The organism is Mesorhizobium sp. P160219, from assembly GCF_057786095.1.
On the sequence record NZ_JBYNWG010000001.1, the window covers coordinates 1,135,546 to 1,156,139 of the forward strand.

A 20,594-nucleotide genomic window follows, 5' to 3' on the forward strand; every position below is an offset into this window, starting at 1 on the left:
TTTAGGCCCGCAGCCGAGCGCCTTCAGGATCGAAGAATGGCATCGGCGCCACCACCGCGCGTGTCCGCTTGCCGTCAATGTCGATGCTGAGTTCGGTCCCGATGGCGGTGAACGGCAGCCGCAAATGCGCCGTCGCCAGAACTTTGCCTAAGGAATAGCCGTGATCGCTGTAGGTGACGACGCCGGCATCCTCGCCGTCGGCGAAAACCCTGGCATCCGTCGCGGCCGGCTTGTCACCGTCGAGAATCAGCCCGGTCCAGCGTTCGTCGAGCCCCTTGTCGCGAATTTTGAGCAATGCCTCGCGGCCGATGAACTCGCCCTTGTCGAACTTGATCCAGCGATCGAGCCCGACATGGAAGGGCGTACGGCTCTCGTCCATGTCGATGCCATGCGCCGGATAGGCCTTTTCCAGCCCGAGCGTGAACATGGCCAGCACGCCGTATGGCTTCAGGCCGAAATCGCCGCCGGTCCGCATCAGCGCGTCCCAGACGGAAGTCGCCTCGTCCGCCGGCACGAACAGTTCGAAGCCGAGCTCGCCGGTCACCCCGGTGCGTGAGATCAGGACTTTGGTCTCGCCGACGCGCCCTGAAGTGAACGCCCAGCGTTTCAACTCATCGAGATCGGCATCCGAAACCAGTGCTTTCAGCAGCTCGCGTGAGCGCGGCCCCTGTATGGTCGGGAAGGCGACGGCCGCGGTGATGTCGGTGACATAGGCCTTTCGCGCTTCAGCATGATGCTGCAGCCAGGGCAGCATCTTCAGCCGGTTGACCGAACCGGTCACCAGCATGAAATGCTCCGATCCCAGCCGGAACACGGTGAGGTCGTCCATGATGCCGCCATCGTCGCGGCAGACGGTGGAATAGCGCACCTGGCCGGGGCTCATCGCGGCCGCATCGTTGACGATAACGTGGTTGACCAGCGCCTCCGCTTCCGGCCCCTTGATGTCCATCTTGCCCATGGTGCTGAGATCCTGCACGCCGACTTTCTTGCGCGTGTTCAGATGCTCGTCGGCGATGCCGGAATAAGTTTTGGCCGAGACGAAGTCGCCGCCGACCCGGCCCATCGTGGCGCCGAGGCCAACGATGCTGGTGTAGAAAGGGGAGCGCCGCTCAACCAAGAAACTTCTCCGTCATCTCATGAAAACGGCAGCGCCTGATGGCGCTGCCGAGGTAGGAGCGGTGAAGGGGTTAACTTCCGTATACGTCGAACGAGAAGTATTTGTCGTTGATTTCCTTGTACTTGCCGTTGGCACGCAGGGCGTCGATGGCGGCATTGAACTTGTCGGCCAGTTCCTTGTTGCCCTTTTGCAGGGCGATGCCGACGCCGGGTCCATGAATGGCCGGATCGGCGGTCAGCGTGCCGAGCAATTTGCAGCAGGCGCCATCGGGCTTCTTCAGCCATTCGGTCAGGATGATCGAGCCATCCATCATCGCGTCGAGCCGGCCATTGGCCATGTCGGTGCGGGCGTCGTCGCCGGTCGGATAGGCCTTGACGGTCGAGCCCGAGTATTTCTTCTCGGCGAAATTCTGGTGGATGGTGGCGCTCTGCACACCCAGCACCTTGCCCTTCAGATCGTCAGGCGACGTGCCTGCAATGGTCGAATCCTTCGGCACGGCGATGGCCGGTGGCGTCTGGTAATATTTGTGGGTGAACTCGACCTTCTCGGCCCGTTCCGGCGTGATGGTGATGTTGATGATGGCGTCGAACTTGCCGGCCTGCAGCGCCGGAATGGAACCATCGAAATCCTGTACGGAGAATTCGCACTCGGCCTTCATCTCGGCACACAGCGCCTTGCCGAGGTCGATGTCGAAGCCGCCCAGCGTGCCGTCCGAATTGGCATAGTTGAAGGGCGGATAGGCGCCCTCGGTCCCGATCCTGAGTTTCTCGGCGGAGGCAGCACCGGTCCCAAGCAGCAGGGCGGCGGAAGCGGCAAGCACGAAACGACCGAAAAGACGCATGTTCCTGATCTCCGTTGACTAAGCAATTCCAGGGAAGGTGTTGGCGGTTTCCCGTCCGGAATTGCGCGAAAACAAGGATAGAAGTCTATGGTCTTTTGCAGACTCCACGGAGACGGAAACGACATGCTCTGCGGCGATCACGGCGCGGCAAGCCGTCCTTCCCCAGGAATCTTACTGTGATCTAAATTACAGACCGATCATGGACATCGGCGCATGCTCAGCCGGACATAGGCGGTCATGGGAGGGACCTGGGGATGGACCAGCAGGAATTCGTGCAGGAAGCCGCGCAACGGCGCATCGACGACGACATCGCCAAGCGCATCAGGGTTCACCAAGCCAACATCGAGCGGCTCGAAACCGCAAGGGAAAGCGCCGGCAATCTCGAGGCGGCCGTCGCCAACCGGCCGCTGGTGATGCTGGCGCAGGGCGATTCCTGGTTCGACTATCCGCTCACCGGTAACGGCTTTCCGTTCGTCGACACCGACGTGATCGCGCAGCTGCGACGCATCGGCTCGATGCCGCCGACCATCCTCAACCTTGCCCATCATGGCGATGCGGCGACCGACGAGATGTCGCTGCCCAAGCAGCAGCGCATGATCGCCGCCCTGCGCAACAAAGCCAACTGGCTGGACGGCAAGCCCGATGCCATCCTGTTCTCTGCCGGTGGCAACGACATTGCCGGCGACCAGTTCTGCATCTTCCTCGACTTCAATGACGGCCACGCCCCCGGGCTGAACAAGAACCGCTTCACCAAGGCGCTCGGCATGGTCGAGGCCTGCTATCTCGATTTGTTCGCGCTGCGCGACCGCGTCGCGCCAGGCGTGCCGATCTTTGGCCATTGCTATGATTTTCCGATCCCGAACGGAGCGCATCCGTCCTGTGTCGGCCCGTGGCTGAAACCGTCGCTCGATTTCTGCAACTGGACGGTCGCCAAGGGCACGGTCATCGTTCACGACGCGCTGGCGGCGTTCCGCGATGTGGTGAAGCGCCTGGCCGACGATCCCAACAACAATTTCCATCTGGCCGACACGCAGGGAACGTTGAAGGTGGCCGACTGGGCCAACGAACTGCATCCCGATCCCGCCGGCTTCAAGAAGATCGCGCAGAAATTCGCCGATGCGCTGAAGGCCAAGCTGCAGACCTGACGCGGCTCGGGCCTGTCGGCTGTCAGGTTCCGAACAGCTCTTTGGCTTGTTCATCGGTGTAGTAACCAAGCCTGATGTCTTCGGCGACCAGTTTCGGGTCGCGCTGACGCGGATCGCCATAGCCGCCACCGCCCGGCGTGCCGACGCGCACGCGGTCGCCGGCCTTGAGCGCGATGTCCTGCTCCTTGGACAGATGCGGCGGCACATGTGCCTCGCCGTCGCGGAACACGGTCACCGTGTTCACCGCGCCGTCCTTGCCGCCGAGCGCGCCTTGCGGGCCGAAACGGCCATGGTCCATGACGAAGGACGCGCGCGCCTCTCCTCGCAATATCTCGACCTCATAGGCGAGGCCGAAGCCGCCGCGCTGCTTGCCGGCGCCGCCCGAGCCTTCGCGCAAGGCATAGTGGCGGTAGAGCACAGGAAACGCCTGCTCCATGATCTCGACCGGCGGTGATTTGGAAATGCCGATGGTCGAGCAGCCATTGGTCAGCCCGTCATGGCCTGAATTGCCGCCATAGCCGCCGCCGGAGATCTGATACATCACATAGTCGCGGCCGCGCGCCGGATCGTTGCCGCCCAGCGCGAAATTGCCGCTGGAGCCGGCGGGCGCGGCCGTCACCTTGTCCGGCAGCGCCTGCACCATCGCGGCGAACACCGCCTCGGCGATGCGCTGCGAGACTTCAGCCGCGCAGCCCGAGACCGGCCGCGGGTATTTGGCGTCGAGGAAGGTGCCTTCCGGCCGCTTGACGATCAGGGGCTCGAAGGCGCCGGCGCTGATCGGCACATCAGGAAAAATATGGCGCATGGCGAGATAGACCGACGACAATGTCGTCGCCAGCACGCTGTTCATCGGCCCCGCGCATGGTTTTGACGAGCCGGTAAAATCGAAGGTCAGCGTGTCGCCCTGCTTCTCGACGGCGAGCGCGATGGTCAGCGGTTCGTTGACCACGCCGTCCGAGTCGACAAAGGCCTTCGAACTGTATGTGCCGTCGGGAATGGCGGAGATGTTGGCGCGCATCTGCTCGGCGGCGCGGCGACGCAGTTCGGCGATCGCCCCGACGACAGTTTCGTCGCCGTAACGATCGAGGATTCCATTGAGCCGGTCCTGACCGATCAGCAGTGCTGCGGCCTGCGCTCTTATATCGCCGATGCGCTGGTCGGCGACGCGGATGTTGGAGCAGATGATGGCGTAGATTTCCGTGTCCAGCACGCCCTTCTTGAACAGCTTGACCGGCGGCAGCCGCAGGCCTTCCTGCTCGACGGCTGTGGCGGAAGCGGAGAAGCCGCCCGGCACCGAGCCACCGATATCGGGCCAGTGGCCGGTATTCGATAGCCAGCAAAATATCTTGCCGTCGCGGTAGACCGGCATGGCGAAGCGCACGTCCATCAGATGCGTGCCGCCGAGATAGGGATCGTTGACGATGTAGATGTCGCCGGGTTCCGGCGGCAGGCAACGGCCGTTGGCGATCATCTCGATCACCGTCCTGGTCGAATACTGCATGACGCCGACGAACACCGGCAGGCCCTGGCTGCCTTGTGCGATCAACGAGCCGTCGACGGCGGAGTAGATGCCGTCGGAGCGGTCATTGGCTTCGGCGATGACGGGCGAGAAGGCAGCGCGGGAGAAAGTAAGATCCATCTCGTCGCAGACCTGCTGCAAGGCTGCCTGCAGGACCGAAAGCGTGATGGCGTCGAGCTTTTGCATCTCAGGCCTCGCCGATATCGATGATGATGTTGCCGTCGGCGTCCGATCTTGCGCGGTCGCCGGGTTCGAGCACGGTGGTGGCGTCCATCTGTTCGAGGATCGCCGGCCCTTCGATGACGGCATCGGGCGGCAGCTTTTCGCGTGCGTATATCGGCGTATCGTGCCAACGTCCTGCGTACCAGACAGGCCTTGTTTCGCGCAGCGCCTCGTCTAGCGTCTTTGTACGTCCGGCCGGGTCGATCAGCCGTGACAGGTCGATCGCCGGCCGCACGCCCGTCACCGACGTGTTGAGGTTGACCAGATTGGCGCGGATCTCCGGCAGCTCGACCTTGAAGCGGGCGAAATAGGCTTTTTCGAACAGCGCCTGCAACTCCTGCCTTGTCACCGATGAAGACGGCAACGGCACGTTGATGATGTGGGTCTGGCCGACGAACTGCATGTCGGCGGAATGGGTGACGCGGATCGTTTCCGGCTTCGCCGCTTCCTTGCCGATCAGTTCCTCGCCTTCCCCGCGGTGACGTTCCAGCACCTCGCGAAGCCTGGCTTCATCGAGCACGGCGACCGGCTGGTTGATGGTGTTGACGAAGTCATGACGCAGATCGGCGACGACGCAGCCGAGCGCGTTGGTGATGCCCGGACGGGCCGGCACCAGCACACGGGGCAGGCCGAGTTCGCGCGCCAGGGCGGAGGCATGCAACGGCCCGGCGCCGCCGAAGGCGAACAGCGCGAAATCACGCGGATCATGGCCGCGCGACACCGAGACCATGCGGATGGCGCCGGCCATCTTCATGTTGCCCAGGCGCAGCACCGCGCCCGCCGCTTCGACGCCGGAGAGGCCGGCGGCCTTGCCTATTCTGTCTTCGAAAATGCCGGTGACCCGCTCGACGGTGACCGGATTTTCGACCGCCAGCAGCTTTTTCGGCGCCAGCCGCCCGAGCACCAGATTGGCGTCGGTGATGGTCGGCTCCAGGCCGCCGCGGCCGTAGCAGATCGGGCCGGGATTGGCGCCGGCACTTTCCGGGCCGATCTGGATCAGCCCGGCCGCATCGACGCGGGCGATCGAGCCGCCGCCGGCGCCGACCGTATGCACCGCCACCATCGGCACATGGATGGGCATCGCATATTCGATCTCGATCTCGTTGGAGACGGCGGGCTCCGCATTGCGGATCAGCGCCACATCGGTCGAGGTGCCGCCCATGTCGTAGGTGACGAGGTTTTCAAAGCCGGCGCGCTTGCCCGTATAGGCCGCGGCAATGACGCCCGAGGCTGGTCCGGACATCACGGTCTTGGCCGATTCCCTGGTGACGAAACGGGCCGAGATCATGCCGCCATTGCCGTTCATGATCAGGAAGTCGCGGGCATAGCCCTTGGCGGCCAATTCCTTGCGCAGCCGCTCGACATAGCGCTCGAGGACCGGCTGCACCGACGCGTTGACCGCGGCGGTCACACCGCGCTCGAATTCGCGCGCTTCCGACAGCAGCGCATGGCCAGTCGTGATGTAGCCGTTCGGCCAAAGCTCGGCGGCGATTTCGGCGGCGCGCCGCTCATGTCCAGGGTTGGCGTAGGAATGCAGGAAATGGATGACGAGGGACTCGCAGCCGGCCCCGATCAGCGTCTTCACGGCGTCGCGCATCTCGGCCTCGTCGAGCGGCGTGCGCACCGCGCCGGATGCTTCGACGCGCTCCGACACTTCGAGCCTGAGATCGCGCGGGATGATCGGAACGAAGCTTCCGGTCATGCCGTAGGGCTGCGGCCGTGTGCGGCGGCCAAGCTCGATCACGTCGCGAAAACCGCGCGTGGTGATCATGCCGGTTTTCGCCAGCCTGCGTTCCAGCACCGCATTGGTGGTGGTGGTCGTGCCATGCACGATGAGGTCGATGCCGTCTATGGCAAAGCCTGTGGCGCCCAGCGCTGAAACCACGCCGAACGCCTGATTGTCGACCGTCGTCGGCGTCTTGGCGATATGCACCTTTCCGCCATCTTTGCCGTCGATCAAAATGAGGTCGGTGAAGGTTCCGCCGACATCGATGCCGGCAACGACGTCGCCCGCGGAATCCGGCTGCTTCACCGAAAAATTCTCTTTCATTGTCGAAACCCGAAATGCCAGGACTATGAATATGCCGCAGTTTGGAATGCTGTTTTAGCGTGGTATCTTGACACAAATATCGTTTGTATACTAATAAATTTGGGACACAAGAGCTTACTGCTTTGGAGTGTGTGAACGGCGCGCCGGGACCTGAAGGGTCTGGGCGCGCAGGAAACGGTTTGGCGCCCGCGTAGTGGCTTGGGCAAGACAGAGTTGGATTGATGAACACCACATCCGCACTCAACACCGCCGGCGCCCGTCCGCTGCAGTTCCCGATTCCGGCCAATGTCTATGCCGAAACCGTCGTCTCGGTGAAGCATTACACCGACCGCCTGTTCTCGTTCCGCATCACCCGCCCGCAGTCGTTGCGCTTCCGCTCCGGCGAGTTCGTCATGATCGGGCTGCCCAATGCCGAAAAGCCGGTGTACCGCGCCTATTCGGTCGCCAGCCCGGCCTGGGACGAGGAGCTGGAATTCTTCTCGATCAAGGTGCCGGATGGTCCGCTGACCTCCGAACTGCAGAAGATCCAGGTCGGCGACACCGTCATCATGCGCCAGAAGTCGACCGGCACGCTGGTTGTCGACGCGCTGACCCCGGCAAAGCGCCTGTTCATGATCTCGACCGGCACCGGCATTGCGCCCTTCGCCAGCCTTCTGCGCGACCCCGATACCTACGAAAAATTCGATCAGGTCATCCTGACCCACACCTGCCGCGACAATGCCGAACTGACCTATGGCCAGGAACTGGTGGCCGCGCTCGAGAACGATCCCCTGATCGGCGAACTGACCGGCGGCCGCGTCACCCTCTACAATTCGACGACCCGCGAAGAATTGGCGCGCATGGGCCGCATCACGGCGCTGATCGGCTCGGGCAAGTTCTACGCCGACCTCGGCATCGAGAAGCTCAATCCGGAGACGGACCGCATCATGATCTGCGGCTCGATGCATATGCTGAAGGACGTCAAGGAAATGGCCGAAAGCCTCGGCTTCCATGAGGGCTCGCTCAGCCATCCCTCGACCTTCGTCGTCGAGCGCGCTTTCGTCGGCTGACATCAGCCGGCGCCTCGGCGCCACGTCTTGAATTGACGTTTTGACCATGTGGTCAAAATTCAGCTGCTTTTGCCGCCTTTTTCCGTTATGAGCCCTTGAAGGACTCGTGAAGCATCGATTCACGGGCTATCTTCGGTGTGTGTCGCCCAAGTCCGGGAGCATCGACACGCACCACGACGTAAAATCGTCGAGCGAAAGGGCAGGAGATGAGCAGCACAATCCGCGAAGCCGATCTCGGCGCGTCCAAGGTCACGCCGCTGCCGGCACGTGCGGCCGCCAACACGCCCGTGCCGCAAAGCCACGGTATTGCCCGCAACACCGGCATGCGGCTCGATCTCGGCTTCATGGAATCGGTGCGCTCGGTCAACCGCTCAGCGCTGGAACGCAGGGTCGCCAGCCTCACAAAGCGGCGCTCGATCAAGGCTGACAACCAGGCCGCCTGGCTGCTGCGCGCGGTCTCCTGCATGGATTTGACGACTCTGAATTCCAACGACACCGAAGAGCGGGTGCGCCGCCTATGCGCCAAGGCGATCAACCCGTTCCGTCGCGACATCGTCGAGGGGCTTGGCATCGAGGGCGAGAAAATCCGGCCGGCGGCGGTCTGCGTCTATCATCCCTTCGTCGCGACGGCTGTTGATGCCGTGCGCGGCACCGGCATCCATGTCGCCGCCGTCTCCACCGCTTTCCCGCACGGCCTTGCGCCGCTGTCGACCCGCCTGCAGGAGATCGAGGCTTCGGTGCGCGACGGCGCCGACGAGATCGATGTCGTCATCCCGCGCGGCTTGATCTTCGGCGCCAAATGGCAGGAGCTCTACAACGAGATCGTCTCGATGCGCGAAGCCTGCGGTGATGCGCATCTCAAGGTTATCCTCGGCACCGGCGACCTCGCCACGCTGCGAAATGTCATGCTGGCCTCGATGGTGGCGATGATGGCGGGCGCCGATTTCATCAAGACCTCGACCGGCAAGGAAAGCGTCAACGCCACGCTGCCCGTCGGCCTCGCCATGGTGCGCGCCATCCGAGCCTATTTCGAGGAGACCGGCTTTCTCATCGGCTTCAAGCCGGCCGGCGGCATCTCTACAGCCAAGGCTTCGCTCGACTGGCTGGTGCTGATGAAGGAGGAGCTCGGCCGGCCATGGCTGGAGCCAGACCTGTTCCGCTTCGGCGCCTCGAGCCTGCTCACCGACATCGAGCGCCAGCTCGAGCACCATCTGACCGGGCATTATTCGGCCAATCACCGCCACGCGATGGCGTGAGGCGGAGAAGGCCTTGAACGTCGAGTTCCTTCGCGCCTCCCTCTGTCCTGCCGGACATCTCCCCCGATTGGGGAGAGATTGGCTAACGTCGGCGATTTCGCCAATTGTCGACGTTTCAGAGCCGACAGGCGCGAAGGCTAATCTCCCTCCTTGTGGGGGAGATGTCCGGCAGGACAGAGGGGGGCGCCACAGAGCGCCTGCCAAGACGATTATCTGGAGCGCGTCATGAACATTCTCGAACGCTATCACGCCATGGAATACGGCCCGGCGCCGGAAGCCCGCACCGAGGCCGATGCCTGGCTTGCCGGACGCGATTTCGGCAAGGCGCTGTTCATCGACGGCGGCTGGAAGGCAGCAGGCGGCGGCAAGACCTTCGAGACCAGCGAACCCTCATCCGGCAAGCTGCTGGCCAAGATCTCCGATGCCGGCGCCGCCGATATCGACGCAGCCGCCGCCGCAGCCAATAGGGCCTTACCGAAATGGTCGGCATCCTCGGGCTACCAGCGCGCAAAAGTGCTTTACGCCATTGGCCGCGCGATGCAGCGTCATCAGCGCCTGTTCGCAGTGCTTGAGTCAATCGACAACGGCAAGCCGATCCGCGAAAGCCGCGACATCGACGTGCCGCTGGCCATCCGCCATTTCATCCATCATACCGGCTGGGCACAGGCGCTGGACAAGGATTTCCCAGGCCACAAGGGTGTCGGCGTCGTCGGCCAGATCATCCCATGGAATTTCCCGCTGCTGATGCTGGCCTGGAAGATTGCGCCGGCGCTCGCCGCCGGCTGCACGGTGGTGCTGAAGCCGGCCGAGTTCACGCCGCTCACCGCCATCCTGTTTGCCGAGATCTGCGAGCGTGCCGGCGTGCCCAAGGGCGTCGTCAACATCGTCCAGGGCGGGCCGGAAGCGGGCGTCGCCATCGTCAACCATCCCGGCATCCAGAAGATCGCCTTCACCGGCTCTTCGGAGGTCGGCAAGATCATCAGGAAAGCCACGGCTGGATCGGGCAAGAAGCTGTCATTGGAGCTTGGCGGCAAATCGGCCTTCATCGTCTTCGAGGACGCCGATCTCGACAGCGCCGTCGAAGGACTGGTCGACGGCATCTGGTTCAACCAGGGCCAGGTCTGCTGCGCAGGCTCGCGGCTTCTGGTGCAGGAAGGCATTGCCGACGCGTTGATCGCAAAGGTCAAGGTCAGGATGAGCCGGCTTCGCGTCGGCAGCCCGCTCGACAAGAACACCGATATCGGACCGCTGGTCGACTTGACGCAACTGGACCGCGTCAAGGGTCTGGTCGCCGAAGGCGCCAGACAGGGCGCCGTCTGCTGGCAGCCCGACGCGGTGCTGCCGTCTTCCGGCTACTACCACCTGCCGACGCTCGCCACCGGTGTTTCGCCGGCAAATATATTGGCGCAGGAAGAGGTGTTCGGTCCGGTTCTGGCCACCATGACCTTCCGCAACACCGAGGAAGCGATCGAGCTTGCCAACAACACGCGCTATGGGCTGGCCGCCTCGGTGTGGAGCGAAAACATCAATCTCGCGCTGCATGTCGCGCCGCAGCTGAAGGCCGGCGTCGTCTGGGTCAACGGTACCAACATGTTCGACGCAGCCTGCGGCTTCGGCGGCTACCGCGAAAGCGGTTTTGGCCGTGAAGGCGGCCGCGAGGGCATGTTCGAATATCTGTCGGTGAAACTGCCGCTTGGTCCCGTGATCAAGCCGGCGACCTCTTCGGCGCAGCCGGTCGAGCAATCGGATGGCGGCGCCATCGACCGCACGGCAAAACTGTTCATCGGCGGCAAGCAGGTGCGGCCCGACGGAAATTACTCGGTTTATGTCGCCACTGCCAGGGGCAAGCTGGCCGGCGAAGTCGGTCTCGGCAGCCGCAAGGACATCCGCGACGCCGTTGCCGCCGCCCGCGCCTGCAAGGCGTGGCCGGAGGCGACCGCCTACAATCGTTCCCAGGTGCTCTATTATCTCGCCGAAAACCTGTCCGGCCGCACCGGCGAATTTACCGCACGCTTGACCGAACTGACCGGCGCCAACGCCAAGGCCGCGCGGGAGGAAGTGGAACGATCGATCGAGCGCCTGTTCCTCTATGCCGGCCTTGCCGACAAGTATGAGGGCAGGGTGCATCAGCCACCGGCCCGCGCCGTCACGCTCGCTTTGCACGAGCCGGTCGGCGTCGTCGGCATCGTCGCCCCGGACAGCGCGCCGCTGCTCGGCTTGATCTCCCTGATCGCACCTGCGCTTGCCATGGGCAACACGGTGGTGGCCGTGCCGTCGGAAAAATACCCGCTGCTCGCCACCGATCTCTACCAGGTGATCGAATATTCCGACGTTCCGGCAGGCGCCATCAACATCGTCACCGGCCGCACGGCGGAGCTTGCCGGCGTGCTGGCCAAGCATGACGATGTCGACGGGCTCTGGCTGTTTGCCGATGCCGACACTTGCGCCAAGGCGGAGGCCGATTCCGTCGGCAATCTCAAGCGCGTCTGGACCGGCAACGGCCGCAGCCTCGACTGGGCGTCCGACGAGGCCGCCGGCGATGCCCTGCTGCGCCGCGCCGTCGAAGTGAAGAACGTCTGGGTGCCATACGGCGACTAATGCCGCCTGAAGCGCGCTGTGCTTGAGTGAACCATGGCAGCGTGACTCGTTGTCCGGTTGTCATACATGTTGTTGCATCAGAGCAAGCGATGTGCATTACATCAGCCGTCGCGAAGGTGATCGCGTTCGGGCTTGACGCCCGGACATGTGTTCTTTAACCAGAAAAAACATTTGTTGTTTATGGACCGATGGATTGTGCAGGCCGCATAGTCGCGCCTGTGTGGCACAGGACGCCCCGGTTAGCCGGCAGTAAATCGGGCCGAGAAGTGGCCAAAGAGGGCGAGGAGAAACGCATGGCGGATCTGGCAGGCAAGGTCGTTGTCGTCACGGCGGCGGCGCAAGGCATCGGCAGAGCGAGCGCATTGGCCTTCGCCAAGGCAGGTGCCGTCGTGCACGCCACCGACATCAACGAGGCGCTGCTGGCCGAACTCGCCAAGACCTCCGGCATCAAGACCCGCAAGCTCGACGTTCTCAACGACGATGCGGTGGCATCCGGCTTCGCCGAAATCGGCCGCGTCGACGTGCTGTTCAACTGCGCCGGCTTCGTCCATTCGGGGTCCATCCTCGAGATGAAGGACGCCGATCTCGATTTCGCCTTCAACCTCAATGTCCGCGCCATGATCCGCACCATTCGGGCCGTACTGCCCGGCATGCTGGAGCGCGGCGATGGCTCGATCATCAACATGTCGTCCGTCGCCGGCGCCGGCAAGGGCGTGCCCAACCGCTTCGCCTATGGCGTCTCCAAGGCGGCCGTGATCGGTCTCACCAAGGCGATTGCCGCGGACTATGTCGCCAAGGGCATTCGCTGCAACGCCATCTGCCCCGGCACTGTCGAGAGCCCGTCGCTGCAGGACCGCATGCATGCGCAGGGCGATTACGAGGCGGCCCGCGCAGCCTTCATTGCCCGCCAGCCGATGGGCCGTCTCGGCACGCCCGAGGAAATCGCCGACCTTGCCGTCTACCTCGCCGGCGCCACGTACACCTCAGGCCAAGCCTATAATATCGACGGCGGCTGGTCGATCTGAGCAATAGCCTCGATCCGCAGGTCCAGGCTCGAACAGTTCTAAAGTCCGGCTTGCCCTAGGTCGGGTCCGATAGCCAGAGTCCGCCCAGTCATCACTTGGCGGAGCGAGTTTTGAAAACGGCCTTGGGCCACAATTTGGAGAGCAAGATGAAACTGCTGCGCTATGGCGAGATAGGGAACGAACGCCCCGGCCTGCTCGATGCGGATGGCACGATCCGCGATCTTTCAGGTCATGTCGCCGACATTGCCGGCAAGGCGCTCGATCCGGCGTCGATCGAGACATTGTCCAGGCTCGATCCGAAGTCGCTGCCGGCGGTTTCCGGCAAGCCGCGCCTCGGCGCCTGCGTCGCCGGCACGGGCAAGTTCATCTGCATCGGCCTGAATTATTCCGACCACGCCGCCGAAACCGGCGCCGCCGTGCCGCCGGAGCCGATCATCTTCATGAAGGCGAGCTCGGCCATCGTCGGTCCCGACGATGATGTGCTGATCCCGCGCGGCTCGGAAAAGACCGACTGGGAGGTTGAACTCGCCGTGGTCATCGGCAGAAAAGCCAAATACGTCACCGAAGCCGAGGCGCTGGATTATGTCGCCGGCTATGCCGTTGCCCATGACGTGTCCGAGCGCGCCTTCCAGGCCGAGCGCCAGGGCCAGTGGACCAAGGGCAAGAGCTGCGACACGTTCGGTCCGACCGGGCCGTGGCTTGTCACCAAGGACGAGGTTGCCGATCCGCAGAACCTCAAAATGTGGCTGACGGTCAACGGCAAGACGATGCAGAACGGCTCGACCAGGACCATGGTCTACGGCGTCGCCTATCTCGTTTCCTATCTCAGCCAGTTCATGTCGCTGCATCCTGGCGACATCATCTCCACCGGCACCCCGCCCGGCGTTGGGCTGGGCATGAAGCCGCCCGTGTTCCTGAAGCCCGGCGATGTGGTGGAACTGGGCATCGAGGGGCTAGGCCAGCAGAAGCAGACCTTCAAGGCGGATGCCTAGCCGCCTCTTCCCTTAGAGCGTTTCACCGTTTGCCGGCGAAACGGTCTATCTCTTTGTTTGCCGGGCGGCTGGCGCCTCTTGTCAGCGCCAGCCCAGAGCCGGCGCGACGTGCTTCAGGATCGCCTCGATGACGTGGGCGTTGTACTCGACGCCAAGCTGGTTGGGGACGGTCAGAAGCAGCGTGTCGGCCTCGGCGATCGCTTCGTCCTCTTTCAGCTGATCGATCAGCACATCGGGCTCCGCGGCATAGGAGCGGCCGAAGACGGCAAGCTTCTCAGGCTCGATATAGCCGAAATGATCTTCGCTGCTGCCGCCGCCGAAATAGGCGCGGTCGCGGTCGTTCACCAGCGCAAAGATGCTGCGGCTGACCGACACGCGCGGCTCGCGTGTGTGGCCGGCCGCCTTCCACGCCGCGCGATAAGCGCGGATCTGTTCGGCCTGCTGGATGTGGAGCGGCTGGCCGCCCTCATCGAACTTCAGCGTCGAACTTTGCAGGTTCATGCCGAGCTTGCCCGCCCATTCGGCGGTCGCGTTGGTAGCGGCACCCCACCAGATCCGGTCGCGCAGGCCGGCCGAGAACGGCTCGAGCCGCAGCATTCCCGGAGGATTGGGGAACATCGGCCGCGGATTAGGTTGCGCGAAACCTTCGCCGCGCAGCACATTCAGGAAAACCTCGGCATGATTGCGCGCCATGTCGGCATCGCTTTTGCCGTCCTGCGCCACATAGCCGAAGTAGCGCCAGCCGTCGATCACCTGCTCCGGCGAACCGCGGCTGATGCCAAGCTGCAGCCGGCCACCGGCGATCAGGTCGGCAGCACCCGCATCCTCGGCCATATACAGCGGATTCTCATAGCGCATGTCGATGACGGCGGTGCCGATCTCGATGCGGCTGGTGCGGGCGCCGACCGCGGCCAGAAGCGGAAACGGCGAAGCGAGCTGGCGGGCAAAATGATGGACGCGGAAATAGGCGCCGTCCGCGCCCAGCTCCTCGGCGGCGACGGCCAGGTCGATCGACTGCAGCAGCGCGTCGGACGCCGAGCGCGTCTGCGATTGCAACGAGGGCGACCAATGGCCGAAGGAAAGAAAGCCGATCTTCTTCATGCGCGTATCCTGTTCTTTGATTGCAGTTGCCTACTTCGTCGCCCACGCGATTGGGTTCAATCGACACTCACACAACGCAGTGTCAATGCCGCCGGCCCTTGACGGTATCGCGACGATACCCATCGGTGCGCAAAGGACCAAGGCCATGGTCCCCGGCGATGCCTTGCGCGACCGCGTCAGCATCTGCCGCGGCGCTTTTGGGGCCAAATGAACCAACCAAAGGCGATGTACCGCAAACTCCATTCGCTTCAGAGCCCGGTTTTGAAATCTTCTCGCTCATTTAATTCTACAAAATCGGTAGGCTTAATCCGGATAGTGCGTTTGCGAGAAGGAGCCTCGGATGTCAAAAAAGCTGGTGGTGGGGTTGTCCGGCAACCTGACCCGTCCGTCCAAGACGAAGGCATTCGTCAGCCACATCGCCGGTGAGGTGGCGAGCCGGGCCGGCTCGGCTTTGAGCGTTTTCGACATCGAGGATCTCGGCCCGTCCTTTGCGCCTGCAAGACAGCTTGGCGATCTCGATCCGGCGGCGCGCGGTATTATCGAGCAGCTGCTCGGCGCCGACGTGCTGGTGGTCGGCTCCCCGACCTTCAAGGGCAGCTACACCGGGCTGTTCAAGCACTTCTTCGACCTGCTCGACCCGTCGTCGCTGCGCGGCAAGCCGATCATCCTGGCGGCAACAGGCGGCGGCGAGCGTCATTCGCTTGTCGTCGAACATCAGTTGCGGCCGTTGTTCGGCTTCTTCGAGGCGCAGACCCTGCCGACCGCGATCTACGCCTCGGACAAGGACTTTGCCGATGGCGTGCTGGTGTCCGAGACAGTCAAGGCGCGAGCCCGGCAGGCGGTCGCCGAGGCATGCCGGGTGGCGGGCGTGCCCTACAGCGTCGTCCTTGCCGCCTGAAACCACGATCCGCGACGCAATATTCCATCCCGCATAGACCAGAAGGACGCCTGCAATGACTCGAGCCAGCAAGTCCGATAGCAGGCCGCGGCAGATCAAGCTCGGCGCTTTCCTGCCCGGCGGCGGGCAGCATATCGCCGCCTGGCGTCATCCCGATGCGCCGGCCGACGGCGCCACCAATTTCGAGTTCCACAAGAAGCTGGCGCTGACCGCCGAGCGCGGCCTGTTCGACGCCTATTTCCTGGCCGACAACCTGACCGTCGGCCACGGCGCCCGCGAGGGCGGCAACGCCAAGATCGCCGGCTTCGAGCCGGTGACGCTGTTTGCGGCGCTGGCGCCGCTGACGACGCATCTCGGCTTCATCGCAACGGCGTCCACCACTTATGAGGAGCCTTACACGCTGGCGCGCAAATTCGCTTCGCTCGACCTGTTGTCGAACGGCCGCGCCGGCTGGAACGTGGTGACCTCGGCCGGCGACGAAACGGCACGCAATTTCAACCGCGACGTCCAGCCCAGCCATGCCGAGCGCTATGCCAGGGCGCATGAGCATGTCGAGACGGTCAAGGCGCTGTGGGACAGCTGGGAGGATGACGCCTTCATCCGCGACAAGCAGTCGGGCCGTTTCTACGACAAGGACAGATTGCACGACATCGACCACAAGGGCGAGCATTTCAGCGTCAAGGGTCCGCTCAACGTGCCGCGCCCGGTGCAAGGACATCCGGTTGTCGTACAAGCGGGGCAGTCGGAAGACGGCCGTGGGCTTGCCGCGCACTCGGCCGAGGTCATCTTCACGGCCCATCAGAAGCTCGAGACGGCGCAGGAATTCTACCGCGACATCAAGGCGCGCGTGGCTGAAGTCGGCCGCGATCCCGACCAGGTGCTGATCATGCCGGGCGTCGCGCCCTTCGTCGGCCGCACCGAGGACGAGGCCCGTGCCAAATACCAACAGCTTAACGACCTTATCCTGCCCGAGGACGGTGTCGCCCTGCTCAACGGGCTGGCCGGCCAGACGCTCGACATCAGGGGCTATCCGCTCGACGGCCCGTTGCCGCCGAGCAAGGAAACCGAAGGCATGAAAAGCCGCCAGGCGCTGATCCGGCAGATTGCCGACGAGCACAATTTCAGCATCCGCCAGCTTTACCAATGGGTAGCGACGGCGCGCGGCCACTACACCATCGTCGGCAGCGTCACGCAGGTCGCCGATCAGCTGGAGGAATGGTTCACCAGCGAGGCGGCCGACGGCTTCAACATCCTGCCGCCCTGGCTGCCCGGCGCGCTCGACGATTTCGTCGACCTGGTCATTCCCGAGCTGCAGCGGCGCGGCCTGTTCCGCACGGCTTACGAAGGCCGCACGCTGCGCGAGAATCTCGGTCTCAGGCGCCCGGAAAATCCATGGACCGTCGCCCGCTCGACCGTCCTTGCCGCCGAATGACCTTGGCATCGAAGGGGTGAAGCAATGACGTTGCAGCACATCGATCGGCAAATCACGGTTCGCCGCAGTGGTGGCGAAACCGGGCTCGGCACCGACTTTCTGCGCCTCGGCGGCCGGGCTGCTGTTCGCTTCCTGAAGCGCTACGGCGTGCTTGCCGGCTTCCTGGCGCTCTGGCAGGTGGCGAGCAGCGTCGGATGGGTCAACGCGGCGGTGCTGCCGCCGATCGACATGATCGTCGAAGCGCTCTGGAAGGGGCTTGCCGGCGGCAGCCTGCTCGGCGACATCGCCATCAGCCTGCAGCGCGCCGGCATCGCCTTTGCCGCAGCCGTGGCCGTCGCCATTCCGCTCGGCCTGTTCATGGGCCAGGTGCGCCCGGTCGAAACCGCGCTCGATCCGATCCTGCAGGTGTTCCGGCAGACCTCTGCACTGGCGCTCTACCCGGTGTTCATCCTGCTCTTGGGACTTGGCGAGACCTCGAAGATCTTCGTCATCTTCTGGGCGACGCTGTTTCCGCTGCTGCTCAATACCACCAGCGGCGTCAAGGAAGTCGATCCCAAGCTGCTTGAAATGGCGCGCGTCTATGGTGCGAGCCGGCTCACCGTGTTTCGCCGCGTCGTACTGCCGGGCGCCGTGCCGTCGATCTTCGTCGGCTTGCGGCTGAGCGCCACCACGGCGCTGCTGCTGCTGATCGCGTCCGAGATGATCGGTGCCAACAAGGGCATCGGCTTCCAGGTGATGAACGCGCAGTACAATTTCCAGATCCCGCTGATGTTTGCGGCAATCGTCATCCTCGCCGGGCTTGGCCTGATCGCCAACCAGGCGTTGGTCACCCTGCAGCGGCGGCTCTGTCGCTGGAGCAATCCTGTCAACTGAGCAGTCCGCCCCTCACCGTTTACCTCACAAGGACCCGATCATGAAAATCACCCGCCGTTCGCTGCTTGCCGGCGCGCCGCTTGCCGCCGGCCTCATCGCCGCCGGCCTGCCGCGCCTGGCCTTTGCGCAAGCCGCAGCCGTCAAGTTCCGCTACCTCGCCAGCCGTGGCAGCATCTCCCCGCACGAGCTGGCCGACGAGCTCGGCTACTTCAAAGGGCTCGGCGTCGAGCTGGAGAATGTCGGCTATTCCTCGGGTGGACCGGAATCGCTGTTTGCGCTGTCTTCCGGCAGCGTCGACATCGGCTCGGCCGCCACCGCAGCGGTGATCAACTCGATCTCCGGCGGCAACGACTTCGTCGCGGCGTATCCGAGCAACGGCATCAACAAGGATGTGAAGAGCGTCTTCTACGTGCTGGAAGACAGCCCGATCAAATCGATCGCCGACATTGCCGGCAAGACCATCTCGGTCAACACGCTCGGCGCTCATCTCGACTATACGGTGCGTGAGGCCCTGCACAGCGTCGGCCTGCCGCCGACCGCCGCCAACCTCATTGTCGTGCCCGGCCCGCAGCTTGAGCAGACGCTGCGCTCGCGCCAGGTCGACATTGCCGGCCTCGGCTACTGGCAGGCGACCTTTGCCGGCGCGCTGGTCGCCAACGGCGGCGTGCGCGGCGTGTTCGACGACACCCAGGTGCTCGGCGAACTCGCCGGCGGCTTCGTCGTACTCAGGCGCGACTTCATTGCCGCCAACCCGGATGCGGCGCGCAACTTCGTCGAACAGTCGGCGCGCGCCTCGGACTGGTCGCGCCAGAACCCGGACGAAGCCCGCAAGGTGCTGGCCACTATCCTCGACAAGCGCGGCGAAAACGGCGATCTCGCCCGCTACTGGACCGGCTTTGGTCTGCGCGAAGGTGCGCAGGCGACCGATCGCGACATCGACTTCTGGGTCGCCGTGCTGGAGCGAGACGGCCGTCTGGCCAAGGGCAAGCTGAAAGCCGCCGACATCCTGTACCGGCCCGGCGAAACCAAGATCAACTGAGCTTTGAAATAGCTGAGAGACAAGATGGCCGGTTCCAACCGTGGCGGAGAGGTCTCGATCCGCGACCTGTCCAAATCCTTCAGCCTCGGCGGGCGCCAGCTTGCCGTGCTGCGGACGCTCAACCTCGACATTCGTTCGGGGGAATGCCTGGTCATCGTCGGCGCCAGCGGCTCCGGCAAGACCACGCTGCTGCGTATTCTGGCCGGGCTGGAGGCGGCCGACAGCGGCGGTGTCGCGATCGACGGCCAGCCGGTGCATGGCGTCGGCGCCGAGCGTGCCGTGATCTTCCAGGAGCCGCGGCTGCTGCCCTGGCTGAGCGTGCTCGGCAATGTCGCGTTCGGCCTCGAAGTGCGCGGTGTTCCCAAGAGGCAGGCCGAGGAACGCGCCCGCTTCTACGTCGCCCTGGTCGGCCTTGCCGAATTCGCCGATGCTTTTCCGAGCCAGCTTTCCGGCGGCATGGCGCAGCGCGTCGGCATCGCCCGGGCGCTCACCGTGCAGCCCGAGATCCTCCTGCTCGACGAGCCGCTGGGGGCGCTGGACGCCATGACCAAGATCGGCATGCAGGAGGAACTGGCGCGCATCTGGAGCGAGGAGAACGTCACCATGGTGATGGTCACCCACGATCTGGAGGAGGCGATCTATCTGGCTGACCGGGTGCTGATCCTGCCCAAGGAGAAAGGCGGCGCGGCGCGGTTGATCGACATCGACCTGCCACGCCCGCGCGAGCGCAGCGAGAGCCGCTTCGTGCGCTACCGTGAAGAATTGCTGCGCGAATTCGGATTGCACTGATCAAGGGAAGGGGCCAGCCGTGGCTCCCCCGGGAAGATTAGCTCTCGCGATTATTGCTTGGTGAACGTGCCCGTATAGGTTCGGTCGGCAAGCCCATAGGTGACGGCCAGCGTTCCGTCCGCCTGAATGACCGCGCTGACGTCCGCGCCATTGGGAAGGCGCCGCAGTTTCAACGTGTTGCCGAAAATCTTGCCTTCGCCGTCGGCCACGCCCGGTTTGTTGTCGGCGACATCGCCCCAGGCATAGGTGGCGGTGACATTGCCGCCGCGCGTAATCGTCAGCACGGCGAGCTTGCCGTCATACATCCCGTCCAGCTGTCCGCCCCATATGCCGGAAAACGCGACATACTTGGCCGGGACGCCTTCGCCGGGCGGCATAACCCGCACGGATGGATCGAGGACCGCCGCACCATCCGGAGCAGAGATCGCGGCAGGCGCCATGGGCTGAGGTGCGGGCGCTGGCGGCGGCGATGATGGTTCAGGCGCCGACTGGCAGGCGACAAGCACGAATGCCGCGAAACCGAGCGTCGGAAAGAGACTGTTTGGTGGAGCCAATCGGGATCGAACCGACGACCTCTTGAATGCCATTCAAGCGCTCTCCCAACTGAGCTATGGCCCCACTCCGGCAGTCAGCCGTCGCCGTTGCCGG

General features: G+C 64.0%; 18 protein-coding genes and 1 tRNA gene. 11 read left to right on the forward strand and 8 right to left on the reverse strand.

Going from position 1 to position 20,594, the window contains the following annotated elements; translation table 11 throughout:
* Position 1: 1 nt before the first annotated feature.
* Together AC3EMP_RS05745 and AC3EMP_RS05750 are read right to left on the reverse strand one after the other, a co-directional pair.
* Positions 2-1,117: an aminomethyl transferase family protein gene (locus AC3EMP_RS05745; RefSeq protein ID WP_352595037.1), complete on the reverse strand. Its 1,116-nt coding sequence runs from the start codon at positions 1,115-1,117 to the stop codon at positions 2-4.
* 70 nt (positions 1,118-1,187) lie between these two features.
* Entirely contained in the window at positions 1,188-1,958 is a 771-nt protein-coding gene (locus tag AC3EMP_RS05750) for an ABC transporter substrate-binding protein (RefSeq protein WP_023689202.1), read from the reverse strand.
* 254 nt (positions 1,959-2,212) lie between these two features.
* Between AC3EMP_RS05750 and AC3EMP_RS05755 the strand changes: the two genes are divergently transcribed.
* A complete protein-coding gene (locus tag AC3EMP_RS05755; protein WP_023729748.1) occupies positions 2,213-3,103 on the forward strand; it encodes an SGNH/GDSL hydrolase family protein in 891 nt (296 codons plus the stop codon).
* A 22-nt stretch (positions 3,104-3,125) separates the two neighbouring features.
* On the opposite strand, the gene AC3EMP_RS05760 is transcribed toward AC3EMP_RS05755, so the two are convergent.
* Together AC3EMP_RS05760 and AC3EMP_RS05765 are read right to left on the reverse strand one after the other, a co-directional pair.
* Positions 3,126-4,808 (reverse strand): hydantoinase B/oxoprolinase family protein, encoded by a 1,683-nt coding sequence (locus AC3EMP_RS05760; protein WP_352510608.1) that lies wholly within the window; start codon positions 4,806-4,808, stop codon positions 3,126-3,128.
* A gap of 1 nt (position 4,809) precedes the next feature.
* Positions 4,810-6,894: a hydantoinase/oxoprolinase family protein gene (locus AC3EMP_RS05765; protein WP_352595033.1), complete on the reverse strand. Its 2,085-nt coding sequence runs from the start codon at positions 6,892-6,894 to the stop codon at positions 4,810-4,812.
* 221 nt (positions 6,895-7,115) lie between these two features.
* Here AC3EMP_RS05765 and AC3EMP_RS05770 point away from each other — a divergent pair, with 221 nt between their 5' ends.
* From AC3EMP_RS05770 to AC3EMP_RS05790, 5 genes are all read left to right on the forward strand, one after another.
* Positions 7,116-7,943 carry a ferredoxin--NADP reductase gene (locus AC3EMP_RS05770; protein ID WP_488494591.1) on the forward strand — a complete coding sequence of 276 codons (828 nt, stop codon included), beginning with the start codon at positions 7,116-7,118 and terminating at the stop codon, positions 7,941-7,943.
* A gap of 206 nt (positions 7,944-8,149) precedes the next feature.
* A complete protein-coding gene (gene deoC, locus AC3EMP_RS05775; protein WP_352710666.1) occupies positions 8,150-9,199 on the forward strand; it encodes a deoxyribose-phosphate aldolase in 1,050 nt (349 codons plus the stop codon).
* A 225-nt stretch (positions 9,200-9,424) separates the two neighbouring features.
* Positions 9,425-11,797, forward strand: coding sequence for an aldehyde dehydrogenase family protein (locus tag AC3EMP_RS05780; RefSeq protein WP_352710669.1), 2,373 nt, complete (start codon positions 9,425-9,427; stop codon positions 11,795-11,797).
* A 293-nt stretch (positions 11,798-12,090) separates the two neighbouring features.
* Positions 12,091-12,822: an SDR family oxidoreductase gene (locus tag AC3EMP_RS05785; protein WP_023746527.1), complete on the forward strand. Its 732-nt coding sequence runs from the start codon at positions 12,091-12,093 to the stop codon at positions 12,820-12,822.
* A 146-nt stretch (positions 12,823-12,968) separates the two neighbouring features.
* On the forward strand, positions 12,969-13,814 hold the full coding sequence (locus tag AC3EMP_RS05790; RefSeq protein ID WP_352710671.1) for a fumarylacetoacetate hydrolase family protein: 846 nt from the start codon (positions 12,969-12,971) through the stop codon (positions 13,812-13,814).
* Positions 13,815-13,895: 81 nt separating this feature from the next.
* Here the strand turns inward: AC3EMP_RS05790 and AC3EMP_RS05795 are convergent, their stop codons facing one another.
* Together AC3EMP_RS05795 and AC3EMP_RS05800 are read right to left on the reverse strand one after the other, a co-directional pair.
* Positions 13,896-14,915 (reverse strand): LLM class flavin-dependent oxidoreductase, encoded by a 1,020-nt coding sequence (locus AC3EMP_RS05795; RefSeq protein WP_352710673.1) that lies wholly within the window; start codon positions 14,913-14,915, stop codon positions 13,896-13,898.
* An 82-nt stretch (positions 14,916-14,997) separates the two neighbouring features.
* Positions 14,998-15,195 (reverse strand): hypothetical protein, encoded by a 198-nt coding sequence (locus AC3EMP_RS05800; protein WP_155921640.1) that lies wholly within the window; start codon positions 15,193-15,195, stop codon positions 14,998-15,000.
* 60 nt (positions 15,196-15,255) lie between these two features.
* Here AC3EMP_RS05800 and msuE point away from each other — a divergent pair, with 60 nt between their 5' ends.
* From msuE to AC3EMP_RS05825, 5 genes are read left to right on the forward strand one after another with little or no spacing between them, the layout of a single operon-like run.
* The gene (gene msuE, locus AC3EMP_RS05805; RefSeq protein WP_023689213.1) at positions 15,256-15,813 is read left to right on the forward strand and encodes an FMN reductase; all 558 of its coding nucleotides are present in this window, start codon (positions 15,256-15,258) and stop codon (positions 15,811-15,813) included.
* A gap of 55 nt (positions 15,814-15,868) precedes the next feature.
* Positions 15,869-17,245: an LLM class flavin-dependent oxidoreductase gene (locus AC3EMP_RS05810; protein ID WP_023689214.1), complete on the forward strand. Its 1,377-nt coding sequence runs from the start codon at positions 15,869-15,871 to the stop codon at positions 17,243-17,245.
* A 24-nt stretch (positions 17,246-17,269) separates the two neighbouring features.
* Entirely contained in the window at positions 17,270-18,118 is an 849-nt protein-coding gene (locus tag AC3EMP_RS05815) for an ABC transporter permease (protein ID WP_023683543.1), read from the forward strand.
* Between the two features lie 40 nt (positions 18,119-18,158).
* The gene (locus tag AC3EMP_RS05820; protein ID WP_023671310.1) at positions 18,159-19,157 is read left to right on the forward strand and encodes an ABC transporter substrate-binding protein; all 999 of its coding nucleotides are present in this window, start codon (positions 18,159-18,161) and stop codon (positions 19,155-19,157) included.
* A gap of 24 nt (positions 19,158-19,181) precedes the next feature.
* Positions 19,182-19,946: an ABC transporter ATP-binding protein gene (locus AC3EMP_RS05825; RefSeq protein WP_023671311.1), complete on the forward strand. Its 765-nt coding sequence runs from the start codon at positions 19,182-19,184 to the stop codon at positions 19,944-19,946.
* Positions 19,947-19,996: 50 nt separating this feature from the next.
* On the opposite strand, the gene AC3EMP_RS05830 is transcribed toward AC3EMP_RS05825, so the two are convergent.
* Complete coding sequence (locus AC3EMP_RS05830; protein WP_023683541.1) at positions 19,997-20,386, reverse strand: hypothetical protein; 390 nt, start codon at positions 20,384-20,386, stop codon at positions 19,997-19,999.
* A gap of 102 nt (positions 20,387-20,488) precedes the next feature.
* Positions 20,489-20,564, reverse strand: a tRNA-Ala gene (locus AC3EMP_RS05835).
* Positions 20,565-20,594: the final 30 nt, after the last annotated feature.

Excerpts from the sequence above, each read along its gene's own strand:
- AC3EMP_RS05750 (WP_023689202.1), bottom strand. The coding sequence starts at position 1,958 with ATGCGTCTTTTCGGTCGTTTCGTGCTTGCCGCTTCCGCCGCCCTGCTG.
- AC3EMP_RS05755 (WP_023729748.1), top strand. The coding sequence starts at position 2,213 with ATGGACCAGCAGGAATTCGTGCAGGAAGCCGCGCAACGGCGCATCGAC.
- AC3EMP_RS05760 (WP_352510608.1), bottom strand. The coding sequence starts at position 4,808 with ATGCAAAAGCTCGACGCCATCACGCTTTCGGTCCTGCAGGCAGCCTTG.
- AC3EMP_RS05765 (WP_352595033.1), bottom strand. The coding sequence starts at position 6,894 with ATGAAAGAGAATTTTTCGGTGAAGCAGCCGGATTCCGCGGGCGACGTC.
- AC3EMP_RS05770 (WP_488494591.1), top strand. The coding sequence starts at position 7,116 with ATGAACACCACATCCGCACTCAACACCGCCGGCGCCCGTCCGCTGCAG.
- deoC (WP_352710666.1), top strand. The coding sequence starts at position 8,150 with ATGAGCAGCACAATCCGCGAAGCCGATCTCGGCGCGTCCAAGGTCACG.
- AC3EMP_RS05780 (WP_352710669.1), top strand. The coding sequence starts at position 9,425 with ATGAACATTCTCGAACGCTATCACGCCATGGAATACGGCCCGGCGCCG.
- AC3EMP_RS05785 (WP_023746527.1), top strand. The coding sequence starts at position 12,091 with ATGGCGGATCTGGCAGGCAAGGTCGTTGTCGTCACGGCGGCGGCGCAA.
- AC3EMP_RS05790 (WP_352710671.1), top strand. The coding sequence starts at position 12,969 with ATGAAACTGCTGCGCTATGGCGAGATAGGGAACGAACGCCCCGGCCTG.
- AC3EMP_RS05795 (WP_352710673.1), bottom strand. The coding sequence starts at position 14,915 with ATGAAGAAGATCGGCTTTCTTTCCTTCGGCCATTGGTCGCCCTCGTTG.
- AC3EMP_RS05800 (WP_155921640.1), bottom strand. The coding sequence starts at position 15,195 with ATGAGCGAGAAGATTTCAAAACCGGGCTCTGAAGCGAATGGAGTTTGC.
- msuE (WP_023689213.1), top strand. The coding sequence starts at position 15,256 with ATGTCAAAAAAGCTGGTGGTGGGGTTGTCCGGCAACCTGACCCGTCCG.
- AC3EMP_RS05810 (WP_023689214.1), top strand. The coding sequence starts at position 15,869 with ATGACTCGAGCCAGCAAGTCCGATAGCAGGCCGCGGCAGATCAAGCTC.
- AC3EMP_RS05815 (WP_023683543.1), top strand. The coding sequence starts at position 17,270 with ATGACGTTGCAGCACATCGATCGGCAAATCACGGTTCGCCGCAGTGGT.
- AC3EMP_RS05820 (WP_023671310.1), top strand. The coding sequence starts at position 18,159 with ATGAAAATCACCCGCCGTTCGCTGCTTGCCGGCGCGCCGCTTGCCGCC.
- AC3EMP_RS05825 (WP_023671311.1), top strand. The coding sequence starts at position 19,182 with ATGGCCGGTTCCAACCGTGGCGGAGAGGTCTCGATCCGCGACCTGTCC.
- AC3EMP_RS05830 (WP_023683541.1), bottom strand. The coding sequence starts at position 20,386 with ATGGCGCCTGCCGCGATCTCTGCTCCGGATGGTGCGGCGGTCCTCGAT.